A 25,659-nucleotide genomic window follows, 5' to 3' on the forward strand; every position below is an offset into this window, starting at 1 on the left:
CTACCGCCGTTCCAGGATCGTCCTGAAGACGGCGTTGCCGTTCTTCTTGATCTGGTAGACGGCGTATGCGTTGGTACCGAAGGGCACGAGAACGCGGTCCTCAACCCGCCCATCCGAGTGGCTGTCAGGGATCGTTCCCTCGGGGAAGCCGTCCTTCTCGATCCTGACGCTGAGATCGCGCACTGCTTGCTGCGCCTCCCGGGCGTTGCCGAAACCCGCACGGAGGGCCCGCTCGTCGTCGATGTGATGCAGGTGCGTGTTGAGCGCCTTGCGCGGAATGTCCCCCGGCTTCGGAAGGCAGACCTCCGAGTTGGCTTCTGCCAGGGGCAGGCTCTGAGCCTTGACCGTCGCAAGCGACCCGCCTGCCCCCTGTTGAGATACCTGGCTCTGACTCTTGAGATGCAGAGGCCCTGAGCCATCGGCAGGAGCCGTCGCGGCAACACCTGCGAGCGAAACAGCACCGCCCACAAGGCAGGCCGAGTCACGCTTGCGGAGTTTGTTCAGTTCCCGGATCAGGTCGGCACCGCGTTTGCCGCCGAACAGCCAGCCACCGACCGGGATCATGGCGGCGAGGGCTTCGACGCCTCCCTGGACGTCGCCGCTGGCGAAGGCTATGAAGGCGTCGAGTGCGTCGCAGGGTTCTCCGACGACCGGGACGAACCCGCAGATGGCCAGAACGAGCTGAACGACGACCTTGGCCTTGGCGGCCTCTTCGGCGTTCTTCTCCGCGTAGTACTCCATGACGGTGTCGCAGGCTTCTGAGCTGCCGAACATGATCGTGCAGCTGTTCTGGCCGTCGAGGATCGCATTGAGCAGCTCACCGCCCTTGCAGGCGATTCCGTGCAGACGGTGGGCCAGCTGGCACTCAGGGAGGTTGTCGTAGTACTCCTGCCTGGCTTGGCGGCGTTCCGTCTCCTCCCTGTTCTGCAGGTCGATGGCGATCTTGAGTGCCTCGGCCGCGAGCCGGGTCGCCTCTGCGGCGTCCTTGCCGGCCGCGAGGGCCGACTTCTTGGCTTCGTCCGCCGACTTGCGGGCATCCGCGGCGAAGCCGTGCGCACGATCCGCAGACGACTGCGCCCGGGCTGCGGCAGCATTCGCAGCGGCCGCGTCGGCCTTGGCGGCGTTCGCCGCGTTCCGAGCACTCTGCGCCGACTGCGCTGCCTGTTCGGCGGACCGCTTGGCCTGATCTGCGGCGTCGGCGGCCTGGTTGGCGTAGATCTCCGCCGCCCTTGCCGACGCGGCGGCCTGGTCGGCGTACGCCTGCGCCTCGCCAGCGGCGTTCCTCGCCAGGGCCGCCAACCGGGCAGCCTCGGCAGCGCTCTGCCGCGCGAGGGCGGCGTCCTTGGCTGCGTCATGGATGATCTGCTGGATCTTCAGTACGTGCGCTGCGGTCTCGGCGTCCCGCTGGCGGGCGACGTACTGCACGACGGTGATGTAGTGACGCAGTCCGGCTCGCGGACCGGACAGGGCGATCTGCCCCGCCGCTTTGACCTCCGGGCCGCCGGCCGCCATGATCTGAGAGATCTTGATCCGGTCGTCGTGCTCCGCAGCGTCGAACTGCCCCCGGCTCAGGAACGCCTGACGATCAGCGGCCGTACCGTCCAGGGCCGCGGTTCCGGTCTCCTGGGTTCTCGGACCACCGTTCGCCATGATCTGAGTGATCTTGATCCGGTCGTCGTGTTCCTTGCCTTGGTACTCGCGGGTGGCAAGGAACGCCCTGACGTCGGTGATCGTCCCGGCCAGGGCAACCCTGGCCGCGTCCTTCAGCGCCTCCTTGTCCGCGGTGTCGTAGATCTGCGCGACCTTGGCGCGGTCGTCCTGCTCTGCAGCGACCTCGAGAGAGTTGAGGACGAAGTCCCGGACGTCCGTCTCCGAGCCCACCAGGGCGCGCTCGGCAACCTGCTGGGTCCACTTGCCGCCGGTCGTCAACAGGCGAGCAGCAATCTTCCGGCCGTTGCGCAGCACCACATCCGCCGGCGCACCGGGAGCCCGCGCCGCGGCGAGCAACTGGCGGGTCTCCTCGTCCCGCCGTGCCTGCTCCTCCGCGTCGTAGGCGGCCTTCGCAAGTCGCTCCAACTCGACGGCCCGCTCCGCCTCAGCCGCCGCCATGCCCTCGGCCACCAGGCTGTCGAGCCGCTCCTTGTCCGCGTCCCGAGCGTTCACCTCGACCAGGCGGGCCTGCTCCACCGCCTGGGCGGCGGTGTCGGCAGCCGCCAGGGCGGCGTTGGCGTGTGCGGTGGCTTTCGCCGCCGCGTAGGCAGCCTCGCCAGCGTGGGCTGCCGCCTCGTCCGCCGCCGCTGCCGCCGCCTCAGCCCGATCAGCCGCCTCACGGGCGTGACGTTCCGCTTCGCCGGCTGCGGTCGCGGCCTTACGCGCCAGCGCCTCCGCCCGGTCTGCCGCCCGATCGGCTTCCGCTGCCCGACGCCGGGCCTCCTCCGCCGCCCGGCGCGCCCGGTCAGCCTCCGCCTGGGAGACGTTCGCGTGGTTGCTTGCCGCATCCGCCGCTGCCGCCGCCTCGTTGGCATTCGCCACCGCGCTACGCGCAGCCTTTGAGGCGTCGCCCGCAGCGCCCGCCGCGTTCTTGGCTGCCTTCGCCGCATCCGCGGCCTTGCGCGCCGACGCCGCCACGTTCCGGGCGTTCTGCGCCGCCTGCCGCGCCTTGGCAGCCTTGGTGGCGTCCCCCGCCGCTTCCGACGCCGCCGAGTACGCGCGAGAAGCCGCGTCACCGGCCAACGCCGCCGCCGACGCCGCACGAGCAGCCGCGTTCGACGCCACCCGCGCTGCGCTGTTCGCCGCCGCTGCAGCCCCGATCGCCGTCCGCGCCGCCGCAGCCGCCCGCTTCGCCGCATCCGCCGCCCGGGCCGCCGCAGCCGAGGCCTTCATCGCAGAGTCCTTGGCCGCGGCCGTCTCGGCCGCAGCCCGCTGCGCCGCCTCCTTCGCCAGCCGTGCCGCTTCGATCGCCTTGTCCGCAGCCGCCTTCGCCGCCTGCGTCTCACGCTCCGCGATCTGGCTGGACTCCTTGGCCAGGTCGGCGAGTCGGCTGACCGTCGACAGTTCCTCGTCCCTCGCGCGAGCGACGTGCTGGCCGTAGCTGAGGAACTCCTCCACCGCAGCAGCATTGCCATCCAGTGCCGTCTGTGCCGCAGCCTGCACATACGGCCCGCCCGACATCATGATCTGCGAGGTGCGCACCCGGTTGTCGTGCTCACGCGCGAGGTACTGGCCCTTGGAGAGGAACTCCGTCACGTCGGCTTCACTGCCGTCCAGCGCTGCCTGACCAGCAGCCTTCAGACGAGAGCCGCCCACCGCCATAAGCTGGGTGACTCGAGTCCGCTCATCATGCGGCAGAGCCCGTTCCCAGCCAACGTCTAGAAAATCGAAACGGTTTGCGGTCGAGCCATCCAGTGCCGCTTGGGCAGCTTGTCGGGTGGCAATGCCCCCGCTCGCAAGGTAGCTGGCCACCTCGGCCGCGTTGTCCTGGTTGACCGCCTCTTGGAGACCCCGACTGAGAAATTCCTCAAAATCGGCGTCACTACCGGTGAGCGCGACTTCGGCGGCGCGAGCAGTGGCCGGACCGGCGCTCCGCATGAGTTCCACAGCCCACTGCCGTGCGTTGAAGGCAGAGGGCTCCGAAGCTGCGGCCGGAGACGGAACAGCGAGGAGCGCGGCGAGCAGGGCCACCACGACAGTGGCGGTTGTCAATCCCCTTGTTCGTAGCCACCGACCGGGGGTATGGAACGATTGGGCAGGTTTGTCGAGCATCGATCCCCCGTATATCAGGCGTCAGTCGGATACGCCGCATCGGCGCGGCACGCGAGAGCCTACGAGATGAGCGTCGATCTCGTTGTCCCGCGAAGACCGCCGCTCAATGGACGTGGCGGCCCGAATCGTCTTCCGCATCTGCACGGGACAGTTAACGAGTTGCTGCAGCGCCTATGAGGCAATAAGCAACGGAGAGTAACCGTGAAGACGGTGTGCCAGTCGTCCACTCCGAGAAATCCGAGCAACGAACCACCGCGACCGTGATACCGATGCTCCGCCCACGGGAGCCCGCGGGCGGTTGCCTCAGCCCAGGGGCGGTGCCACAGCGCGAACGACGAGTTCCGTCACACGCCGAGCAGGGTGCGCAGGTGGCGCGGGGGCGGGCAGTCGTGGGCGAGCATCGCGTCGTGCCACTCGCGCACCGATACTCCGGCCGGGCGGGCGGCGGCGATCCCGGCCACCTCGCTGTAGCCGACGAAGTACGTCGAGAGCTGCGTCGAGGTGAGCAGGGCGCGCCGCCACTTGCCGGCCGCCTCCCCCTCCTCCTGGAAGCCGCGCCCGGTCATCAGCGCCATCGCCTCGGCCTCCGGCAGCTCCTCGCAGTGCACGAGCTGGTCCAGCAGCGCGTTGATGGTCATCCGCAGCTGCATCTTGAGCTGCTGCAACCGCACCGGCAGGCCGCCGAAGCCGAGGCCGGCCATCAGCTCCTCGGTGTAGACCGCCCAGCCCTCGATGAAGGGCCCCGACTCCGTCAGCGCCCGCACCCGCGTCGGACCCACGTGCCGGCGGGCGTGGGCGAGCTGGAGGAAGTGCCCCGGCATCGCCTCGTGCACCGTCAGGTTGCGGATCATGTGGTCGTTGTACTCCCGGTAGAACGACTCGACACGATGTGCGGGCCACTCCTCGGGAGTGGGTGCGATGCAGTAGAAGGTCGGCACGTCCGCCGTCTCCAGCGGGCCGGGCGAGTCGCAGTACGCGACCGCCACGCCCCGGGCGAACCGCGGCATCTCCTGGATCACGCACGGGTCGTCGACCAGGGTGACCAGGTCGTGGGCGCGTACGAAGTCGGTCGCCTCGTCCAGGCTGACCGAGGCCAGGTCCACGATCGTGGCGTCGTCGGGGTGCTCGGCGGCCAGCAGGTCCAGCGCCCGGCGTACCGTCTCGTCGTCGGCCGGGCCGCCGACCAGCTCGACGGCCGCCGCACGGATCTCCTCGCCGACCCGGTCCAGGTTGGCCCAGGCCCGGCGCTGGATCTCGGCGGCCCTCAGCTCCGTGTCGAGGGTGTGCCAGAGCCGCGCCTCCCAGCGGCGCCGGCCCAGCCGCGGGTCCCGCCCGGGGCCGGCGTCGGCGGCCAGGCCCTGACGCAGCCACGCGACGAACTCCTCCAGCGCCGCGATCGCCGCCGTGGCGGCCGGCTCGACCCGGTCGTACAGGGCGGGGGCCTGCGTCAGCAGCGCCGGCACCTCGTCGCGGATCAGCGCCGCCGTGCCGGTGAACTGCCCGACCGCCGTCTCGGCGTGGATGCGCGGCATGTCGCGCAGCGTCGCGCGCGCCGTCGCCAGCGCGTCCGGTACGGCGGCGAGCCGCCCGGCCAGGCTGTTCAGCCGGACGTCGACCGGGGCGTACGGGCGGGCGAGCAGCGCGTGCAGCAGCGGCCCGGGGTTGTGCCGCAGCGGGTCCCACTCGTGGGCGCGGATGTCGCCGGACTCGAACAGCTCCCGGTCCACGAACGAGGTGAGCAGTGCGTGGTCGACGCGCTCCTCGACGTCCAGGGCGTCCGGGTCCAGCTCGGCGAGCGCGTCCGCGGCCTCCCTGAGCATGGCCTGGTCGGCCGCGACCGTTTCGGCGGAGAGGTCCGGCAGCCGGTCGTCGTAGCGGTGGTCACCGGTGGTGGTCGCCAGCCCGGGCCGGCTCTCCAGCAACGCGTCGACGATCCGCTCCGCGAGCGGCACAAACGATTCCACCCGCCGACCCTACCGGGTCGACTCAGGCCTTTTCGGCGGCGCGGACCGCGTCCGCGTAGGCGAGGGCGGCGCGGCGCAGGGCCGCCTCCGGGTCCAGACCCGCCTCGCGAGCCGCCGCGACCGAGGACAGCAGGCTCGCGCCGAGCCTCGCCTCCGGGTCCACCTGGGAATCCGCGAGGGGCGGCGGTACGGCGAGGCCGACCCGGCCGGCGCGCTCCAGGATCTTGGCGGCCAGGGCGAGCGCGGGCTGGCTCAGCGCGATCCCGTCCAACACCGAGTCACGTGCCTTCTCGGCCCGCTTGATCCGCTCCCAGCTCGCCTCGATCTCCGCCAGCGTGCCGGCCTCGGCGTCGGCGAAGACGTGCGGGTTGCGCCGGACCATCTTGTCGACCAGCCCACCGGCCACGTCGTCGACGGTCCACCGCTGCGCCTCGGGCAGCTCCTCGGCGAGCCGGGCGTGCAGCACCACCTGGAGCAGCACGTCGCCCAGCTCCTCGCGCAGCGCGTCGGTGTCACCCGCGCTGATCGCGTCGTACGCCTCGTAGCACTCCTCCAGCAGGAAGCCGGCGAGGCTGCGGTGGGTCTGCGCCCGCTTCCACGGGTCGCCGCCCGGGGAGGCCAGCCGGTCCATCACCGCCACGGCGTCGAGCAGCCGGGCCCCGGGCGGGTCCCAGGAGCCGTACATCAGCTCCAGCTCGGCCAGGCCGGGCTCGCGCGCCAGCCGCAGGCCCAGCTCCCGGGCCAGCGACTCGTCGCCGGCCGGGCCGGCCAGCCACACCGCGACGCCGTGCGCCGCCGCCGCGTCCAGCAGCGCCTGCGTCGCCCGGCCGTCGACCACCGTGACCTCGGCGCCCGCCGCGCGTACCGCCGTCGTCAGCTCGCTCTCCGCCCCCGCCAGCACCGGATGCCGGCGTACGGCGTCCCACGCGGCGGCGGTCAGCAGACCGGCCGGCAGCCGGGGCGAGGTGACGAGCAGGACGATCCGGGCGGGCATGCTCAGCTGTCGGTCCCGCCGGCCGCCTGCGGCCCACCGGGGGACAGCGGGTCCGGGGTGGAGACGTCGGTGACCCCGTCGGAGCCGGCCTCGCCCAGCGGCACGCTCACCGCCGGCGCGTTGCCGGAGAAGCTCAGCACCGGGAACTCCAGCGGACGGTAGCGGGGGTTGACCGTCACGTCGTACGCGGCGACCGCCTCGGCCAGCGACTTGCGGGTGGCCAGCGCGGTGCGCAGCTGCTCGCCGTCGAGCTGGCCGGCGGCGGCCTCGTCGGTCACGTCGGCCGGGATGGCACCCGCCTTGCGGCCCGCCGCCACCACGTCCGCCAGGTCCTGCGCGGTCGGCTCGGCCGGCGCGCCGGTCGGCACGCCCGACAGGCAGGTGTAGAGCTCGGCGACCTGGCGCACGTAGCCGGTGTCGGGCGAGAGGCCGAACTGCTGGGCGAGCTGCTCCGGCGCCACCTGCCCGCGCGGCTGGTAGTTCTTCTCCGCCGAGACCCGCTCGCAGACCTCGGCCAGCACCAGCACGCTGACGACCTGACCGCGGCCGGGCAGCTGCGGCGCCTGCGCCGGAGGCTGCCCCTCGGGCGCCTCGGGCTGCCCGGTCGGCGCCGGGTTCTTCGCCCGCAGGTCGTCCACGACGTCGGTGACGGCATCCTCGGTGATTCGCAGGTCGCCGACGTAGGCGGCGACACCGGGCTCGGCACGGCAACCGGAGAGGGCGACGAGGCCGAGCGCCACGCTGGCGACGGCGACAAGACGGCGAGCACGCATGACGGTCACTCTCTCATGCCGCCCCGGACCAGCGTGACGCCGCCCACCGGTCAGCCGGCCGCCCATCCCCCGGCGTCCGCGCCCGCCGGTCTGCCCGCCGCACCGCGCCCGCTCGCCACCCGCTCGGCGTCCGTCGCTCACCGGGCGGGGGCTCCCGCCACCGCCGGCTCGCCCAGCACGTCCTTCAGCAGCTGGGCGCACCACTCCAGCAGGGCCTGGTCGCGCAGCGGCTCGCCGCCCACCCGTCGGGTGTTCGGCCGGGGCACGCTGACCTGGTCGAGCGCGGACTTGTAGACCGAGTCCGGGTGGTAGCGCTTGAGCCGCAGTTGCTTCGAGTCGGGCAGCGGCAACGGGCCGAACCGGATGTGCTTGCCCTGCATGGAGACGTCGGTGAGGCCGTAGCGGCGGGCCAGCAGGCGGAACCGGGCCACCGCGACCAGGTTCTGCACCGGGGCCGGCGGCTCGCCGTAGCGGTCCGTCATCTCGGCGACCACCTCGCTCAGCCGCTCGGCGTCGCGCGCCTCCGCGAGCTTGCGGTACATCTCCAGGCGCAGCCGCTCCACGCCGACGTAGTCGTGCGGCAGGTGCGCGTCGACCGGCAGGTCGACCTTGACCTCGGTCTCCTCCTCCGGGCGCTCGCCCTTGAACGCGGAGACCGCCTCGCCGACCATCCGCACGTACAGGTCGAAGCCGACGCCCTCGATGTGCCCGGACTGCTCGCCGCCGAGCAGGTTGCCGGCGCCCCGGATCTCCAGGTCCTTCATCGCCACGTACATGCCGGCGCCCAGCTCGGTGTGCTGGGCGATGGTCGCCAGCCGCTCGTGGGCATGCTCGGTGAGCGGCTTCTCCGGCGGGTAGAGGAAGTACGCGTACGCCCGCTCCCGGCCCCGGCCGACCCGGCCGCGGATCTGGTGCAGCTGGGCCAGGCCGAGCAGGTCGGCCCGCTCCACGATCAGGGTGTTGGCGTTCGGGATGTCGATGCCGGACTCGACGATCGTGGTGCAGACCAGCACGTCGAACTCCTTCTCCCAGAAGCCGACCATGACCTTCTCCAGGGCCTCCTCGCCCATCTGGCCGTGCGCCACCGCGACCCGCGCCTCGGGCACCAGCTCGCGCAGCTTGCGGGCCGTCCGGTCGATCGACTCGACCCGGTTGTGCAGGTAGAAGACCTGCCCGTCGCGAAGCAGCTCGCGGTGGATGGAGGCCGCCACCTGCCGCTCGTCGTACGCGCCGACGAAGGTGAGCACCGGGTGCCGCTCCTCCGGCGGGGTGGCGATGGTGGACATCTCCCGGATGCCGGTGATGGCCATCTCAAGGGTGCGCGGGATCGGGGTGGCCGACATGCTCAGCACGTCGACCGAGGCGCGCATCGTCTTCAGGTGCTCCTTGTGCTCGACGCCGAAGCGCTGCTCCTCGTCGACGATGACCAGGCCGAGCGACTTGAACCGGGTGGCCGCCTGGAGCAGCCGGTGGGTGCCGATGACGATGTCGGCGGTGCCCGCGGCGGCCATCTCCAGGGTCCGCTCGGCCTCCTTCGGCGTCTGGAAGCGGGAGAGCTGCTTGATGGTCACCGGGAACTGGCTCATCCGCTCGGCGAACGTGTTGTAGTGCTGCTGCACCAGCAGCGTGGTGGGCACCAGCACCGCCACCTGCTTGCCGTCCTGCACCGCCTTGAACGCCGCCCGTACCGCGATCTCGGTCTTGCCGTAGCCGACGTCGCCGCAGATCAGCCGGTCCATCGGGACGGTCTGCTCCATGTCCCGCTTGACCTCCTCGATGGCGGCGAGCTGGTCCGGCGTCTCCTGCCACGGGAAGGCGTCCTCCAGCTCCCGCTGCCACGGGGTGTCGGGGCCGAAGTTGTGCCCCTTGGACGCCTTGCGGGCGGCGTAGAGCTGGATGAGCTGGGCGGCGATCTCCTTGACCGCCTTGCGGGCCCGGGCCTTGGACTTCTGCCAGTCCGAGCCGCCCATCTTGTGCAGGGTGGGCTGCTCCCCGCCCACGTAGCGGGAGAGCTGGTCGAGCTGGTCGGTGGGGACGAAGAGGCGGTCGCCGGGCTGGCCGCGCTTGCTCGGGGCGTACTCGATGACCAGGTATTCCCGGGAGGCGCCGTTGACGGTGCGCTGCACCAGTTCGACGTAGCGGCCGATGCCGTGCTGCTCGTGCACGACGTGGTCGCCGGCCTTCAGCTCCAGCGGGTCGATGGTGTTGCGCCGCCGGCTCGGCATCTTGCGCATGTCGCGGGTGGAGGTGCCCCGCCCGCCGGTGACGTCGTTGCCGGTGAGCAGCACGAACCGGGACGCCTCGTCGACGAAGCCGCTGGTCAGGCTGCCGCAGGAGACGAGCACCTCGCCGGGGGCGGGCGCGGTGGGGATCTCCTCGGTCAGCCGCGCGCCGAGGCCGGCGTCGCGGAGCACCTCGACCGCCCGCTGGGCGGGGCCGTGCCCCTCGAAGACCAGCGCGACCGACCAGCCCTCGCCGGCCCAGCGCTTGAGGTCGTCGACCACCCGGGCGGTCTCGCCGTGGTAGAGCGGGGCCGGCTGCGCGGCCAGGGTCACCGCGATCGCGTCGTCGGGGGTGACGTCGTACGCCTCCGGCCCGTCCTCCCACGGCTGTCGCGCCGGGGCGGCGTCCGCCTCCACGAGACCGAACGGCGACAGCGTCCACCAGGGCTGGCGCAGCTTCGCCGCGACGGCGCGTACCTCCGCCAGGGTCCGGAAGGCGGCGGCGCCGACGTCGACCGGGGCCTGGCCGCCGACGGCCGCCGCGGCCCAGCTCGCCTGGAGGAACTCGTCGGAGGTACGCACCAGGTCGTGCGCCCGGGTGCGGATGCGCTCCGGGTCGCAGAGGAGCACGTGGGTGCCGGCCGGCATGGCGTCCAGCAGCAGCTCCATCGAGTCGGCGCCGATCAGCGCCGGGGCCAGGGACTCCATCCCCTCCACCGGGATGCCCTCGGCCAGCTTGTCGAGGATCTCGGCCAGCTCCGGGTGCTCCTCGGCGAGGGCGGCGGCCCGCTTGCGCACCGACGGGGTGAGCAGCAGCTCCCGGCACGGCGGCGCCCACAGCCTCGGCACCTGCTCGATGGTGCGCTGGTCGGCGACGGCGAAGGTGCGGATCTCCTCCACCTCGTCGCCCCAGAACTCGACCCGCGACGGGTGCTCGTCGGTGGGCGGGAAGATGTCGAGGATGCCGCCGCGCACGGCGAACTCGCCCCGCTTGGTGACCAGGTCGACCCGCGCGTACGCCATGTCGGTCAGGCGACGGGCGACCTGCTCCAGGTCGGCCTCCTCCCCGGCGGCGAGCTGCACCGGCTCCAGGTCGCCGAGGCCCTTGAGCTGCGGTTGCAGCAGCGACCGAACGGGTGCCACGACCACCCGCAGCGGGCCGGTGCGGCCGTGCGCGTCGGCCGCCCCGGGGTGCGCCAGCCGGCGCAGCACGGCCAGCCGCCGGCCGACCGTGTCGGAGCGGGGCGACAGGCGCTCGTGCGGCAGCGTCTCCCAGGACGGGAACACCGTCACCTGCCCGGGTGGGAGGAGGGTGCCCAGCGCGGCGGCCAGGTCGTCGGCCTCCCGGGTGGTGGCGGTCACGGCGAGCACCGGACGACCCGCGCCGCCCGCCCCGCCGGCCTCGTCGGCCGCGACGGCGGCGACCGCGAAGGGACGCAGCGCGGCGGGCGCGGTGATGTCGAGGCCGTCGACCTGCGCGGCACCGGAGCGCGCCAGGTCACGTGCCCGGGCCAGCCCCGGATCGGCCAGGGCGGCGGAGAACAGACCGGTGAGCATGGGATCACTTCCAGCGGGAGGACACGACGATCACCCCTCGCCCGGCCGGGCGGGGGGTCCACCGGTCGACACTATCTCTCCGGTCGGACGAACCACCCCCGCGTAGGTTGGATCCTCGACAATCCGCGCAGGGCCACCCGAGGGGGAGGACGGATGCCTGAGGGAGTCGGCAGCGACCCGCGCCGGAAGACCACGCCCGGCCGGTGGCGGGTGCTGGGGCATCCGGAGGGGATCCTGATCTACGAGGTGCGCTGCATCGTCGAGAGCCACGGCTGGACCGAACCCGCCGTCGAGAGGTTCTACAACCTCATCCTCGGACGGTCGGGGGCGTACCGGCGGCGGCTCAACGGTCGTACGACGTTCTCGGACGCCACCTCGGTGCTGCTCACCCGGCCGGGCGACGTGATGTCCGTGTCCCACCCGCTGGGCTGCGGCGACTCGTACACCTGCGTGCAGGTCGACCCGGCGGTGCTGGCCGAACGCCCGGACGGGACCCGCTGGTTGGAGACCGCCGGCTGGGAGGGCACCTCCGACGCGGCGCTCGACCTGGCACACCGGATGCTCATCGCGGAGTTCCGGCGTGGAATCGACCGGTTCGAGATGTCGGAGCGGCTGCACCGCTTCCTCGACGGGGTGCTCAACCTCACCGACGCCCGGGCCGAGCCACCGGGGGCCGATCTGGCACGCGCCATCGGCCGGCGGCCCGCCACCCAGGTCGCCCACCGCCGCCTGGCCGACCGGGCCCGCGAGGTGCTCGCCGCCGGCGCCTTCTCGCTCGGCCTCGACGAGGTGGCCCGGGAGGTGGGCGCCTCCCCGCACCACTTGAGCCGGGTGTTCCACCGGGTCACCGGCAGCAGCCTCACCGCGTACCGCAACCGGCTGCGGGTCCGCGCGGTGCTGGACACCCTCGCGGAGGCGGACGGACGGCCGCTGCGCGCCGTGGCGGCCGAGCACGGCTTCGCCGACCAGGCGCACCTCACCCGCGTGGTCCGGGACCACGTCGGTCATCCACCGGCCCGCCTGCGCCGCCTGCTCACCCACCACTGACCGACCCGCCCGCCGCCCTCCGCGCCTCTCCCCGCCCGCCCCGGCGCGCCGGGGCACCGGGTCGCGGGACCGCCGCCCGGGCCAGCCCCGGATCGGCCAGAGCGGCGGAGAACAGACCGGTGAGCATGGGATCACTTCCAGCGGGACGACACGACGATCACCCCCTCGTCCAGTTGGACGGGGGCCACCGCTTGACACTATTTCTCCGGACGTGCGAGCCACCCCCGCGTACGCTTCTTCGATGGTCCGCGACGGTCAGCCGAGGGGGAGGACGGATGACTGAGGGAGTCGGCAGCGACCCACGCCGAACGACCACGCCCTGCCGCTGGCGGGTGCTGGGTCACCCGGCGGGGATCTCGCTCTCCGAGGTGCGCTGCGGCGTCGAAAAGCGCGGCTGGACGGCACCGACGGTCCTGCTGCGTCACGAGGTGAACCTTGGCTGGTCGGGCGCCTACCGGCGGCGCATCAACGGTCGTACGACGTTCTCGGACGCCACCTCGCTGCTACTCACCCGGCCAGGCGACGAGATGCAGGTGTCCCACCCGCTGGGCTGCGACACGTTCACCCGCCTGGAGATCGAGCCGGCGGTCCTCGCCGAACACCGGGGCGGGGCGCGCTGGTTGGCGACCGCCGGCTGGGACGGCACCTCGGACACGGCGCTCGACCTGGCACACCGGATGCTCGTCACGGAGTTCCGGCGAGGGCTGGACCTGTTCGAGATGGCGGAGCGACTGCACGGCTTCCTCGGCAGGGTGCTCGACTTCGTCAACGGCCGGGCCGAGCCACCGGGGGCGGACCTGGGGCGCGTCGTCAACCGGCGCCCCGCCACCGCGGCCGCCCACCGTCGCCTCGCCGACCGGGCCCGGGAGGTGCTCATGGTCCGCGACTTCTCTCTCACGCTCGACCAGGTGGCGCGGGAAGTGGGCGCCTCACCACACCACCTGAGCCGGGTGTTCCAGCGGGTCACCGGCAGCAGCCTCACCGCGTACCGCAACCGGCTACGGGTCCGCGCGGTGCTCGACACCCTCGCGGAGGCGGACGACCGACCGCTACGCGCCGTGGCGGCGGAGCACGGCTTCGCCGACCAGGCGCACCTCACCCGTGTGCTCCGGGAGCACGTCGGCCACCCGCCGGCCCGCCTGCGCCGCCTGCTCACCCACGACTGACCGACCCGCCGCCGCCCTCCGCGCCGGGTCCCGGCTGCTGGCGTCGGAGCCACAGGGCGGCGGGATCGCGGGCCGGTCGGGGCCGAGGCCGAGTGGGCGACGAACCGAGCATCGATGTTCAAGACCCGCGACCGCCCGACGGACGACCATGGAATCCGTCAGCCGGGATCGAGCCGCCGCAGCGGCGGTCGGGGTGCGCGGACCTTTTCGGGGAGGCCCGCAGCTCCACCCGGCTGCGACCTCGGCGGCAGCGAACTGCCGTCGCCGCCCGCCGGCGGTGTCGTACACCCCCCGTACGGCACTCCGGCGGGCGCGCGATGCTGTGGCTCGCCGGTTGATCACTAAACGTGCCGGCGGCCGGGCCCGGGGGCCGCGACGACCCTGCCCGAGCCGGCCGGCCAGCCAGGAAGGATCTTGACGAGGGCGACCGGCCGTGATCGGCTGCGCTGATGGACAACCAGTGGCGGGCACAGTTCGACGCGGAGGTCACCTTCGCCAACGGCGGCGGGCTGCGGACGGACGGGTTCCGACTGGACGTCCCCGGCCCCGACACCACCGACGACGAACTGGCGGCGCTGTTCGTCCGGCACCTCGGGCTGCTCATGGTGGCCGAGGTACGGATCACCGGCCGGACGATGATCGAGGAACCGCACAAGGGCGGCCGGGGCGTGGCTGCCCGGCCCGGCCCGGAGGGCAACTCCCGGCGGCTGGTCGAGCTGAGCCACGTGGTCACCGACGGCATGACCACCCTGCCGGGGTGGCCGGCGCCCCGGATCACCGAGTGGCTGACCCGGGAGGCGTCCCGGGCCAACTACGCCCCCGGCACCGAGTTCCAGGTGGGGCGCATCGACATGATCGCCAACACCGGCACGTACGTCGACACGCCCGCCCACCGCTTCGCCGACGGCGCCGACCTCGCCGCCACCGGGCTGGAGCGCCTCGCCGACCTGCCCGGCGTCGTGGTCCGGGTGCCTGCGGGCACCCGTGCGGTGGACCGGCTGCTGCTGGCGCCGTACGAGGTCGCCGGGCACGCGGTGCTGCTGCACACCGGTTGGTCGGCGCACTTCGGCACCGACCGGTACGGCGCGCCGGAGGCGCCGTACCTCACGGGGGACGGCGCCCGGGCCCTGGTCGACGCGGGCGCCGCCCTGGTCGGCATCGACTCGATCAACATCGACGACATGAGCCCGGCGGCAGCCGGCGAGCGCCCCGCGCACAGCGCCCTGCTGGCCGCCGGCGTACCGGTCGTGGAGCACCTGACCGGCCTCGACGCGCTGCCCCCGACCGGCTTCCGGTTCACGGCCGCCCCGCCGATGGTGGCCGGCATGGGCACCTTCCCGGTACGGGCGTTCGCCGTCCTCGACCCCACCTGACCCGCCGCACCACGGACCCTGAACCAGCCCCGAAACGTCCACGACGTCCTGATCACCGGGAGCGCCTACCCTGCGGCGGGTGGGGGGTCAGTAGTGGGCTGTGATGCGGCGCTCGACGGCGTCTACGCGGATCTCGCCGCCGTACGGGACGATCAGCTGCGGGTCGGTGTGGCCGAGGTCGACGTCGAAGACCACCACGGCGTCCGGCGCGTACGTGGCGAGCGCCCGGGTGACCGCCTCCCGCTGCGCGTCGGCCCAGGCGCGCCGCTCGTCGGGGCTGTGCGGTCGTTCGAAGTCCCACGCCTTCGCCCGGCCGACGAGGACCGCCGGGAAGCCGGCGAGCAGCCCGCGCTCCCCCATGTTGCGCAGGATCCGGAACACCTCGGTGGCCGGGGGCAGTTCCTCGGAAGTCTCGACCATCAGCACCGACCCGGCCAGTTCCCCGGCGGCGGGTACCCGGTCGGCGGCCAGCAGCCAGTGCAGGATCTCCAGGTTGCCGCCCCAGGTGCGCCCCTGGACCACCGTCGCCGGCCCCTGCCAGCGCCAGCCCTCGCCCGGCAGCATCTCCGGCTCGTCGGCCAGCGCCGCCGGGTCGTGCCAGTCGTTGGGCCGGTCGCCCCACTGCGGCGCGGGGGTGAGGTCGTACCAGCCGGAGGTGAACAGGGCCGCGCGCAGCGAGTCGAAGGTCAGCGGGTGCGGGCTGCCCGGCCGCCCGAGGTGCACCAGCACCGATCCGCCGTGGTAGGACACGATGCCGAGCCGGTACAGGTGGTTGAGGACGTTGGTGTTGTCGGAGTAGCCGAAGTACGGCTTCGGGTTGGCCCGCAGCACGGCGTCGTCCAGGTGCGGGGTGACCGTGATCAGGTCGTCCCCGCCCACCGTGGCGAGCACGGCGGTGATCGTCGGGTCGGCGAAGGCGGCGGTCAGGTCCCGGGCCCGGTCGCGGGGGTCGGCGCCGAACACCCGGGTCGTCGGATACTCCACCGGTTCCAGGCCGAACTCCTCGCGCAACCGGCGCAGCCCCAGCTCGTACACGTGGGGGAAGAGGGCCGGCAGGCCGGCGGAGGGCGAGACGACCGCGACCCGGTCTCCGGGGCGGGGCTTGGGGGGATAGTTCGGCGACGTCATGACCGGACGCTACCGACCGGCGGAACCGGTTTTTCCGGTCGCCGGCCCGCCGCCGCGCTGGCAGACGGCCCCTAGGCTGAGGCTCCCCCAACTTGATCGAGAAACTGGAGCCCTCGTGACCACCCCCGCCGGACACCCGTCGCAGCCCTTCCACGGCGGCCCGCCGCCCGGCGGAGGGTGGGCAGGCCCCGTGCCGCCGCCGGTGACCCGGCGCATCCCGGAGGACCAGCCCTTCGTGGTACGCCCCAACGTCGCGAAGCGCGGCCTGCTGATGATGGGGGTGGCGCTGGTCCTCATCCTCCCGATCGCCTGCTGCGCCGGCCTCGGCGTGGTGAACTCGACCGATCCGCAGTCGCGCTCCCAGTCCGTCGTCGGCCTCCTCGCCGTGGTGGGGTGTCTGCTGGCCCTGATCGCCCTGCCACTGGGGATCCAGCTCTGGCTGATCGGCTCCGGCGGCCCGGTGCTGGCGCTCGGCCCGGCCGGGCTCTGGATCCGCACCCGACCGACCCGGGGCCAGGCGATCTGGCTGCCCTGGGAGGGCGTCGCGCAGATCTCCCGCCGACGGTGGAGCCTGGAGAAGATGCTGGTGGTCACGCCGCGCGACGCACGGGTGCTCCAGAACCTCGGGGCGTTCACGGCGCTGGACGGCGCGGCGCTGAACGTCTTCTACGGCTCCGGGCTGGTCGCCACGCTCAACTTCGCCGACCGGCCCGAGGCGGAGATCATGGCGGCGGTCGCCCACTACAGCGCGGGTCGCTGCCAGCTCGTCTGATCGACGGCGGCCCCGGCCGGGCCACCGACCTGTTCAAGTCTGCCGGCTACTTCGACCGCCGGTCGACCGGCTGGCCGATCGCCGGCTCACCATCTGGACGTCGCTGGGCGTGGCGGGTGTGCTCAGCGCCACCCCGTTCCAGGCCGCCGCCGCGCCGGCCGACGCGCCGCACCTGTCCCCACCAGCGAAGACGCGCCCGGCGCCGGCTGAGACGCGAGGAAGGGCCACCTGCCGTACCGCGGGCGATTGCCCGGGTCCCCCTCCTTCCCGGCGGGGGACGCGGATACGATCCAGGGAGTCGGACAGCGCTGTCCTTCGTACTCGCGTAAGGAGCGCATCGTGACCGACCAGCACGACCACGACGGCCCCGACGCCGCCCTGCGGGCCGACATCCGCCGTCTCGGCACCCTGCTCGGGCAGACCCTCGCCCGCCAGGAGGGCCGGCCGCTGCTCGACCTCGTCGAGGAGATCCGCGCCCAGGTGCGTTCCGACGCCCCCGCCGCCGCGCAGCGCCTCGCCGGCCTGGACGTCACCACCGGCACCAAGCTGGCCCGCGCCTTCTCCACCTACTTCCACCTGGCCAACATCACCGAGCAGGTGCACCGGGCCCGGGAGCTGCGGCGCCGCCGGGCGGTGCAGGGCGGGTGGCTGGACCAGGCGGCCAAGATGATCGCCGAGCGCGGCGTGCCCGCCGAGGAGATCGCCGCGGCGGCGCGGCGGCTGGCGGTACGGCCCGTCTTCACCGCCCACCCGACCGAGGCGGCGCGCCGGTCCATCCTGTCCAAGCTGCGCGCCATCGCCGACGAGCTGGACACCGAGACCGCCAACGCGATCCTCTACGGCGCCAGCGACGAGGGCCCGGCCAACCGCCGCCTCGCCGAACTGCTCGACCTGATGTGGCAGACCGACGAGCTGCGGCTCGACCGGCCGGACCCGACCGACGAGGCCCGCAACGCCATCTACTACCTGCGCGACCTGTACGCCGAGGCCGCCCCGCAGGTCCTCGACGACCTCGCCGACACGCTGCGCGCCCTCGGCGTGGAGACCTCCCCCACGGCCCGGCCGCTGTCCTTCGGCACCTGGATCGGCGGCGACCGCGACGGCAACCCGTTCGTCACCCCGGCGGTGACCCGCGAGGTGCTGACGATCCAGCACGAGCACGGCATCGCGGCCACCGAGAAGGCGATGGACCACCTGATCGACGAGGTGTCGGTGTCCCGGCGGCTGCGCGGGGTGTCGCTCGACCTCTCCGCCAGCCTCGCCGCCGACCTGGACGCGTTGCCCGAGGTGGCGGCCCGGTTCCGCCGGGTCAACGCCGAGGAGCCCTACCGGCTCAAGGCCCGCTGCGTGAAGGCGAAGCTGGCCAACACCCGGCAGCGGCTGCGCCAGGGCACCGCGCACGTGCCCGGGCGGGACTACCGCGGCTCCGCCGAGCTGGTGGCCGACCTGGAACTGCTGCGCGCCTCGCTGGCCCGCAACGCCGGGCAGCTCACCGCCGTGGGCCGGCTCGCCTCCACTATCCGTACGGTCTCCGCGTTCGGGCTGCACCTGGCGACCATGGACGTCCGGGAGCACGCCGAGGCGCACCACGCGGTGCTCGCCCAGCTCTACGCGGCCGTCGGCGAGGTCTCCGACTACCCGTCGCTGAGCCGGCAGGAACGCACGAAGCTGCTCGCCGACGAGCTGACCGGTCGCCGGCCGCTCTCCACGGTGGACACCCCGCTGACCGAGGCGACCCGCAAGACGTTCGACGTGTTCGGCACCATCCGCGAGGCGCAGGACCGGTTCGGCGGCGAGGTCATCGAGTCGTACATCGTCTCGATGACGCTCGGCGTGGACGACGTGCTCGCCGCCGTGGTGCTGGCGCGCGAGGCGGGCCTGGTCGACGTGCACAGCGGCCGGTCCCGCATCGGCTTCGTACCGCTGCTGGAGACCCCCGCCGAACTGAACACGGGCGGCGAACTGCTCGACGAGCTGCTCTCGCTGCCGGCGTACCGGGCGCTGGTCGCGGCGCGCGGCGACGTGCAGGAGGTGATGCTGGGCTACTCCGACTCCAACAAGGAGGCCGGCATCACCACCAGCCAGTGGTCGATCCACCGGGCCCAGCGCGCGCTGCGCGACGTGGCCGCCCGGCACGGCGTGCACCTGCGGCTGTTCCACGGTCGCGGCGGCACCGTGGGTCGCGGCGGTGGGCCGACGCACGAGGCGATCCTGGCCCAGCCGTACGGCACCCTGGACGGCGCGATCAAGGTCACCGAGCAGGGCGAGGTCATCTCCGACAAGTACTCCCTGCCGTCGCTGGCCCGGGAGAACCTGGAGCTGACCCTGGCCGCGGTGCTCCAGGCCACCCTGCTGCACACCGCGCCCCGGCAGCCCGCCGAGATGCTGGAGCGCTGGGACGCCACCATGGAGCTGGTCTCCGACTCGGCCTTCCGGTCGTACCGGTCGCTGGTCGAGGACCCGGACCTGCCGGCGTACTTCTGGGCGTCGACGCCCACGGAGCTGCTCGGCGCGCTGAACATCGGCTCCCGCCCGGCGAAGCGGCCCAACACGGGCGCCGGGCTCGCCGGGCTGCGCGCCATCCCGTGGGTGTTCGGCTGGACCCAGACCCGGCAGATCGTGCCCGGCTGGTTCGGGGTCGGCTCGGGCCTGGCCGCGGCCCGGGAGGCCGGCCTGGAGGACGTGCTGGCCGAGATGCACCGCAACTGGCACTTCTTCCGCACGTTCCTGTCGAACGTCGAGATGATGCTCACCAAGACCGACCTGAGCATCGCCCGCCGCTACGTCGAGACGCTGGTGCCGAAGAAGCTGCACCCGATCTTCCACAAGATCGAGCAGGAGTACGAGCTGACCAAGCGGGAGGTGCTGGCGGTGACCTCCTCGCCGGCCCTGCTGGAGAACTCCCCGGTGCTCCAGCGCACCCTGGCCGTCCGCGACACCTACCTGGAGCCGCTGCACCACCTCCAGGTGGCCCTGCTGCGCCAGTACCGGGAGTCCGGGGCGGCGGGCCGGGCGGTGGCCACCGCGCCGGGCGGCCGGCGGGCACCGAGCGACGGTACGGCGCTGGAGCGCGCGCTCCTGACCACCGTGAACGGCATCGCCGCCGGCATGCGCAACACGGGCTGAGCGGCGGCCGGGGCACCTTCCCGCGCCTTGCGCGCCGGAGGGTGTCCCGGCCGACCCGCCACCGACGAGCCTGCCCGACACCGTCGCCGCCGGCCCCACCGATCACCGCCGGCCCCACCGGTCACCGCCGGTCGCGGCCGGTCGCCGTCGGTCCGGCCGGTCGGGACCGGTCGCCGTCGGTCCGACCATCGCTGGTGCGACCGGTCGCCGCTGTCGCTGGTGCTACCAGTCGCCGCCGCCGAAGTCGCCACCCCCGAAGTCGCCGCCGCCGAAGCCCCCACCGAAGTCACCGCCACCGCCGAAGTCGCCGCCGACCTCGCCGCCCTGCTCGCCGAAGCCGGTGGCGTCGCCGAAGCCCTCCTGGTAGCCGGCCTCGTAGCCGTACCCGGGATCGGCGAAGCCGGGCGAGAAGAGCGCGTCGGCGATCAGGACACCGCCGAGGACGCCCGCGCCGGCGCCCAGCGCGGTCTTCCACCACGGGGTGGAGTACCAGCCCGCCGGCACCGGCCGGCCCTGGTAGCGCCCGCCGGGGTAGTAGTAGGGGGTGTCGCGGCCGGGCTGCGGCCCGGCCTTGAAGGTCTGCCCCTGCACGTCGACCTGACGATCCCGGGTGAGCCGCCCGGCACCCTGTGCGGCGGCCAGCGGGGGCAGCTCGGGACCGGGGTCGATGCCGAGCGCCACCCGGGCCGCCCGCGCGTACGTCAGTCCCTCCAGCGCGGTCTCCCGGGCCAGGCGGAACTGCTCGACGCTGCGGGCCTGCTCGAGCTGGCTGCCGGCCGCGTTGTAGCGCTCCCCCGCGTCGACGAGCGCCTGGCGTACGGCCGGGTGGTCGCCGTGCAGGTTCATCACCTGGCCGCCGAGCCGCTCGTACCACCGCTGGGCGTCGGCCCGTACGTCGGCGAGGCGCCGCGCCTCCCGCGCGGCGCTCTCCCGGCGCCACCACAGGAACGCGCCCACCAGCAGCACCACGAGGATGAGCAGGGGCAGATATCTCATGGCAGCGACGTTACCCAGGCCAGGCCAGTGCCACGCCTGGGATCGGCACCGCGCAGCGGGGCCGGCGGGCGGCGACCGTGCCGGTCACCGGCGAGCGGCACTGTCCGCGCGGGAGCGGCACGGCGGCGCGCGGCGCGCCGGTCTGGCAAGCTCCGGGGGTGGACTTCTCGACGCTGGCCGTGGTGATCGTCTGCCTCGCCGCCGGGGGTGCGGTGGGCTGGTACGCCGCCCGGACCCGCTCGGCGACCGAAATCGCCCGGCTGGACGCCACGCTGCGGGCCACCCGGGAGGGCGAGGGGCGGCTGGAACAGTCCATGCGGGCGCTGAGCTACGAGGCCACCGCGCAGTCCCAGGAGGCGGTGGCCCGCGCCGTCGCCCCGCTGCACGACACGTTGCGCCGCTACGAGCAGCGCGTCGCCGAGTTGGAGCACGACCGGGTCGACGCGTACGCAGAACTGCGCGAACAGGTCCGCGCGATGAGCACGGTCTCGGGCGAGCTGCGTACCGAGACGAAGCAGCTGGTGGCGGCCCTGCGGGCACCCCAGGTGCGGGGCCGCTGGGGCGAGCACCAGTTGCGCCGGATCGTCGAGGCGGCCGGCATGCTGGAGCACTGCGACTTCTCCGAGCAGGTCACCGCCGCCACCGACCACCAGGGGGTCCGTCCCGACCTCGTGGTGCGGCTGCACGGCGGCCGGTCCGTGGTGGTGGACGCCAAGGCGCCGTTCGACGCCTACCTGACGGCGATGGAGGCCCGCGACGAGCGGGGTCGCGACACCCATCTCGACGCGCACGCGAAGCACCTGCGCGCCCACGTGGACGCGCTGGCCGCCAAGACCTACTGGGCCGCGTTCGACAGCACGCCGGAGTTCGTGGTGCTCTTCGTGCCGGCCGACCCGTTCCTCGACGTCGCGTTGCAGCGCGACCCGACGCTGCTGGAGCACGCGTTCGCCCGCAACGTGGTGCTGGCGACCCCGGCCACCCTGGTCGCGCTGCTGCGCACGGTCGCCTACTCGTGGCGGCAGGAGGCACTGGCGCGCAACGCGGTGGCGGTGCACTCCCTGGCCCGCGAGCTGTACGGGCGACTGTCGACGCTGGGTGAGCACGTCGGCAAGCTCGGCGCGTCGCTCGGCGGCGCGGTGACCGCGTACAACCGGGCCGTCGGGTCGTTGGAGGCGCGCGTGCTGGTCAGCGCCCGCAAGCTCGCCGAGCTGGGGGTCTCCGACCAGGAGCTGGCCGCGCCGGCGCAGGTCGAGCTGGCGCCCCGTCAGCCGCAGGCCCCGGAGCTGCTCGGAAACGCCGAGGCCGGGGCGCCGACCGGTCGGTCGACACTGGACTGACGGCCGATACCTATCATCGCCGATGTGACAATGGACGGCCGCCCATGTCACGAAGTGGTCACAACGAACTCCACGGTAGTGACATTGACCAGCGGCAGCGCGAAGGATTCGGTCACGCGTGCCCTGCATCTGAGGGCCCTGTTCTCTGGAGGAAAGAGAACGTGAGCAAACCCCGAAACCTGAGCCGGCGGACCTCCGCCGCGCTCTTCGCGTCGGTCGTGGCGGCCAGCGCGGTGACGGTGGCCGGTGGCGCCGCCACCGCGAGCGCCGCGCCCACCGCCGCACCCGACGCGTCCCAGGCCACCCCTGTGGAGGCGCTGGGCTCGCACGACGCCAAGCTCCTCGCCGAGGCGGAGGCGAAGAAGGCCCCGACCGTCACCCTGATCGTGGCCACCAAGAAGGGCGAGGCGAAGGACGTCGCCGCCGACCTCAAGAACCTGGGTGCGGCCGTCACCGAGCGCTACGACAGCATCGGCTACGTCCTGGCCAAGGTCCCCACCTCGAAGGTGGTCAAGGCGGCCACGCTGCCCGGCGTCTCCGCCGTCGACCTGGACGAGACCATCCAGCTGCCCGACCCGACGCCCGAGGTCGCCCCCTCCGGCAAGAAGGCGGCGAAGCAGGCGGCGACGCTGCCCGGCCCGGGGGCCGACACCCCGGCCGCCAACCCCTACATGCCGACCAACGAGATCGGCGCCGTCGACTTCGTCGCCAAGAACCCCCAGTGGGACGGCCGCGGCGTCACGATCGGCATCATGGACTCCGGTGTGGACCTCGCTCACCCGGCGTTGCAGAAGACCACCACGGGTGAGCGGAAGATCGTCGACTGGGTGACCGCGACGGACCCGTTCGAGGACGCCACCTGGCGCCCGATGCTCACCGAGGTGACCGGTCCGACGTTCACCTCCGGCGGCGCGACCTGGACGGCCCCGGCGGGCACCTACCGGTTCAACCGGTTCAGCGAGTCGATCACGGCTGCCAGCGATCCGGCCGGTGACATCAACCGCGACGGGGACCGGACCGACACGTTCGGCATCCTCTACGACCCGGCCACCCACAACATCTGGGTGGACGTCAACCAGAACAACAACTTCACCGACGACGCCATGATGCGGCCGTACAAGGAGAAGTTCGACGTCGGCTACTTCGGCACCGACAACGCGGCCACCCCGGTGGTCGAGCGGATCCCGTTCGTGGTCGAGTACCGCGAGGACGTGGACACCGCCCCCATCGGCGGTCCCGGCCTGGTGGACTACGTCAACATCGGCATCGTCGAGAGCACCCACGGCACCCACGTCGCCGGCATCACCGCCGCCAACGACATGCTCGGCAACGGCGCCTTCGACGGTGCCGCGCCCGGTGCCAAGCTCGTCTCGGCCCGCGCCTGCTCCTGGGGCGGCGGCTGCACGTACGCCGCCCTCACCACCGGCATGGCCGACCTGGTGATCAACCGCAAGGTCGACGTGGTCAACATGTCGATCGGCGGCCTGCCGGCGCTGAACGACGGCAACAACGCCCGCGCCGAGCTCTACAACAACCTGATCACCACCTACGGCGTGCAGATGTTCATCTCGGCCGGCAACTCCGGCCCGGGCCTGAACACCATCGGCGACCCGTCGGTGGCCGCCAACGTGGTCAGCGTCGCGGCGAGCATCAGCAAGGACACCTGGCTGGCCAACTACGGCTCTGCGGTGAAGAAGAAGAACGCGCTGTTCAACTTCTCCTCCCGCGGCCCGCGCGAGGACGGCGGCGTCAAGCCGAACATCGCCGCCCCCGGCTCGGCCATCTCCACCGCCCCGACCTGGCAGCCCGGCAACGCGGTCCCCGAGGCCGGCTACGCGCTGCCCCCGGGCTACGCGATGCTGAACGGCACCTCGATGGCCTCCCCGCAGGCCGCCGGCGCCGCCGCGCTGCTGCTGTCGGCCGCCAAGGCGACTGACAAGGGCGTCACCCCGGCCGCGCTGCGCCGGGCGATCTACACCTCGGCCAAGCCGATCGGGGACGTTCCGACGTACGCCCAGGGCTACGGCATGTTCAACGTGCCGGGCGCGTGGAAGCTGCTGCGTAAGGGCGTGGAGACGCGGTCCTACACCTCCGAGGCCCCGGTCTGCACCGTCCTGTCCGGTCAGCTGGGCACCCCGAACCGGGGCACCGGCCTCTACAACCGCTGCGCCTCCACCGACGGTGGGCAGCGGATCGGCCAGTCGAAGAGCTACCAGGTCAAGCTGACCCGCACCAGCGGGCCGGCCGGCACCGTGAAGCACAACGTGGGTCTGCGCGGCAACGACGGCACCTTCAAGGCGCCGAAGACCGTCTCGCTCCCGCTGAACAAGACCGTCACCGTCTCGGTCACCGCCAAGCCCGCCACCGCCGGCGCGCACGGCGCGATCATGACGATCGACGACCCGGCGACCTCGGTCGTCGACTTCGAGGTCTCCACCGTCGTGGTGGCCTCGAACGACGTGAAGAAGCCGAACTTCTCCTTCTCGGCCGAGGGCTCGGTCGACCGGAACGGCTTCACCTCGTACTTCGTGACGGTTCCGCCGGGCACGGGCGCCCTCCAGGTGAACCTCTCCGGCATCGCCACCGGTTCGCAGACCCGGTTCATCGCCTTCAACCCGTACGGCGTTCCGGTGGAGAGCACCTCCAGCCTCGCCTGCTACACCAACTTCTCCGACGCCAACGCCTGCAAGCCGCAGGAGCGCGACTACCAGAACCCGATCGCCGGGGTCTGGGAGATCGAGGTGGAGTCCCGTCGGACCTCGCCGTCGCTGAACAACCCGTTCCAGCTCACGGCGCGGGTGCAGGGTGTCGCGGTCGAGCCGGCCGTCGTCGAGCTGCCGTCGGTCACCGCCGGTACCGCGACCCCGGTGACCTGGTCGCTGACCAACACCTTCGGCCCGGTCGCGGTGACCGGCCAGGGTGGCCCGCTCTCCAGCGTCCACGCCGAGCGGCCCACCATCGCCGAGGGCGCGTCGCAGGAGTACACCGTGGAGGTGCCGGCGGGCGCGACCCGCTTCACCGCCCGGATCGGCAACCCGGCCAGCGCCGCGGCCGACCTCGACCTCTACGTCTTCCGCGGTACCGCGGAGGTCGGTCGGGCCGCCGACGGCGACTCCGAGGAGGCCGTGACCATCAACAACCCGCCGGCGGGCACCTACCGGGTGGTCGTCGAGGGTTACGCGGTGGACGGGGCCGGTGGCAGCACCGCCTACGACTACCGGGACTCGTTCTCGGCGGCGGCGCTGGGCACCCTCTCGGCGCCCGCCACCCCGCTGGACCTGGCCCACGGCGCCACCGCCACCCTCACCGGTACGGTGACCGCCCAGTCCACCCCGGTCGCCGGTCGGGCGCTCTTCGGTGAGCTGTCCGTGGTGACCACCGAGGGCGCGGTCGTCGGCCGCGGCGCCGTCTCCATCGGCACCGTGAACTGACCCGTCCCGCA

The 25,659-nt window shown here is 73.0% G+C and carries 14 protein-coding genes; 7 read left to right on the forward strand and 7 right to left on the reverse strand.

Annotation, left to right across the window (positions count from 1 at the left end; translation table 11 throughout):
• The 5 genes from AC5L34_RS09135 to mfd all read right to left on the reverse strand — a co-directional run bounded on the left by AC5L34_RS09135 (window position 1) and on the right by mfd (window position 11,272).
• On the reverse strand, window positions 1-3,684 hold the full coding sequence (locus AC5L34_RS09135; protein WP_441174363.1) for an ALF repeat-containing protein: 3,684 nt from the start codon (window positions 3,682-3,684) through the stop codon (window positions 1-3).
• Window positions 3,685-4,106: 422 nt separating this feature from the next.
• On the reverse strand, window positions 4,107-5,726 hold the full coding sequence (locus AC5L34_RS09140; protein WP_494824452.1) for a DUF885 domain-containing protein: 1,620 nt from the start codon (window positions 5,724-5,726) through the stop codon (window positions 4,107-4,109).
• Between the two features lie 22 nt (window positions 5,727-5,748).
• Complete coding sequence (locus AC5L34_RS09145) at window positions 5,749-6,720, reverse strand: nucleoside triphosphate pyrophosphohydrolase (RefSeq protein ID WP_494824453.1); 972 nt, start codon at window positions 6,718-6,720, stop codon at window positions 5,749-5,751.
• Between the two features lie 2 nt (window positions 6,721-6,722).
• Complete coding sequence (locus AC5L34_RS09150; RefSeq protein ID WP_441174366.1) at window positions 6,723-7,493, reverse strand: hypothetical protein; 771 nt, start codon at window positions 7,491-7,493, stop codon at window positions 6,723-6,725.
• Window positions 7,494-7,630: 137 nt separating this feature from the next.
• Complete coding sequence (gene mfd, locus AC5L34_RS09155; protein WP_441174367.1) at window positions 7,631-11,272, reverse strand: transcription-repair coupling factor; 3,642 nt, start codon at window positions 11,270-11,272, stop codon at window positions 7,631-7,633.
• A gap of 153 nt (window positions 11,273-11,425) precedes the next feature.
• On the opposite strand from mfd, the gene AC5L34_RS09160 reads away from it, so the two are divergent.
• The 3 genes from AC5L34_RS09160 (at window position 11,426) to AC5L34_RS09170 (ending at window position 14,858) form a co-directional block, all read left to right on the forward strand.
• Complete coding sequence (locus AC5L34_RS09160; protein WP_494824455.1) at window positions 11,426-12,319, forward strand: helix-turn-helix domain-containing protein; 894 nt, start codon at window positions 11,426-11,428, stop codon at window positions 12,317-12,319.
• A gap of 275 nt (window positions 12,320-12,594) precedes the next feature.
• Window positions 12,595-13,485, forward strand: a complete 891-nt coding sequence (locus AC5L34_RS09165; protein WP_494824457.1) for a helix-turn-helix domain-containing protein — start codon at window positions 12,595-12,597, stop codon at window positions 13,483-13,485.
• 449 nt (window positions 13,486-13,934) lie between these two features.
• Window positions 13,935-14,858, forward strand: a complete 924-nt coding sequence (locus AC5L34_RS09170; protein ID WP_441174370.1) for a cyclase family protein — start codon at window positions 13,935-13,937, stop codon at window positions 14,856-14,858.
• Window positions 14,859-14,945: 87 nt separating this feature from the next.
• On the opposite strand, the gene AC5L34_RS09175 is transcribed toward AC5L34_RS09170, so the two are convergent.
• The gene (locus AC5L34_RS09175; RefSeq protein ID WP_441174371.1) at window positions 14,946-15,986 is read right to left on the reverse strand and encodes a S66 family peptidase; all 1,041 of its coding nucleotides are present in this window, start codon (window positions 15,984-15,986) and stop codon (window positions 14,946-14,948) included.
• Window positions 15,987-16,176: 190 nt separating this feature from the next.
• Here AC5L34_RS09175 and AC5L34_RS09180 point away from each other — a divergent pair, with 190 nt between their 5' ends.
• A complete protein-coding gene (locus tag AC5L34_RS09180) occupies window positions 16,177-16,758 on the forward strand; it encodes a hypothetical protein (RefSeq protein ID WP_494824459.1) in 582 nt (193 codons plus the stop codon).
• A 339-nt stretch (window positions 16,759-17,097) separates the two neighbouring features.
• A complete protein-coding gene (gene ppc / locus AC5L34_RS09185) occupies window positions 17,098-19,884 on the forward strand; it encodes a phosphoenolpyruvate carboxylase (RefSeq protein WP_494824461.1) in 2,787 nt (928 codons plus the stop codon).
• Between the two features lie 222 nt (window positions 19,885-20,106).
• On the opposite strand, the gene AC5L34_RS09190 is transcribed toward ppc, so the two are convergent.
• The gene (locus tag AC5L34_RS09190) at window positions 20,107-20,880 is read right to left on the reverse strand and encodes a hypothetical protein (RefSeq protein ID WP_441174374.1); all 774 of its coding nucleotides are present in this window, start codon (window positions 20,878-20,880) and stop codon (window positions 20,107-20,109) included.
• Window positions 20,881-21,038: 158 nt separating this feature from the next.
• Between AC5L34_RS09190 and AC5L34_RS09195 the strand changes: the two genes are divergently transcribed.
• Window positions 21,039-22,217 carry a DNA recombination protein RmuC gene (locus tag AC5L34_RS09195; protein WP_357715556.1) on the forward strand — a complete coding sequence of 393 codons (1,179 nt, stop codon included), beginning with the start codon at window positions 21,039-21,041 and terminating at the stop codon, window positions 22,215-22,217.
• Between the two features lie 161 nt (window positions 22,218-22,378).
• Window positions 22,379-25,648 (forward strand): S8 family serine peptidase, encoded by a 3,270-nt coding sequence (locus AC5L34_RS09200; protein ID WP_441174375.1) that lies wholly within the window; start codon window positions 22,379-22,381, stop codon window positions 25,646-25,648.
• Window positions 25,649-25,659: the final 11 nt, after the last annotated feature.

It is taken from the genome of Micromonospora sp. ZG13 (assembly GCF_059359355.1).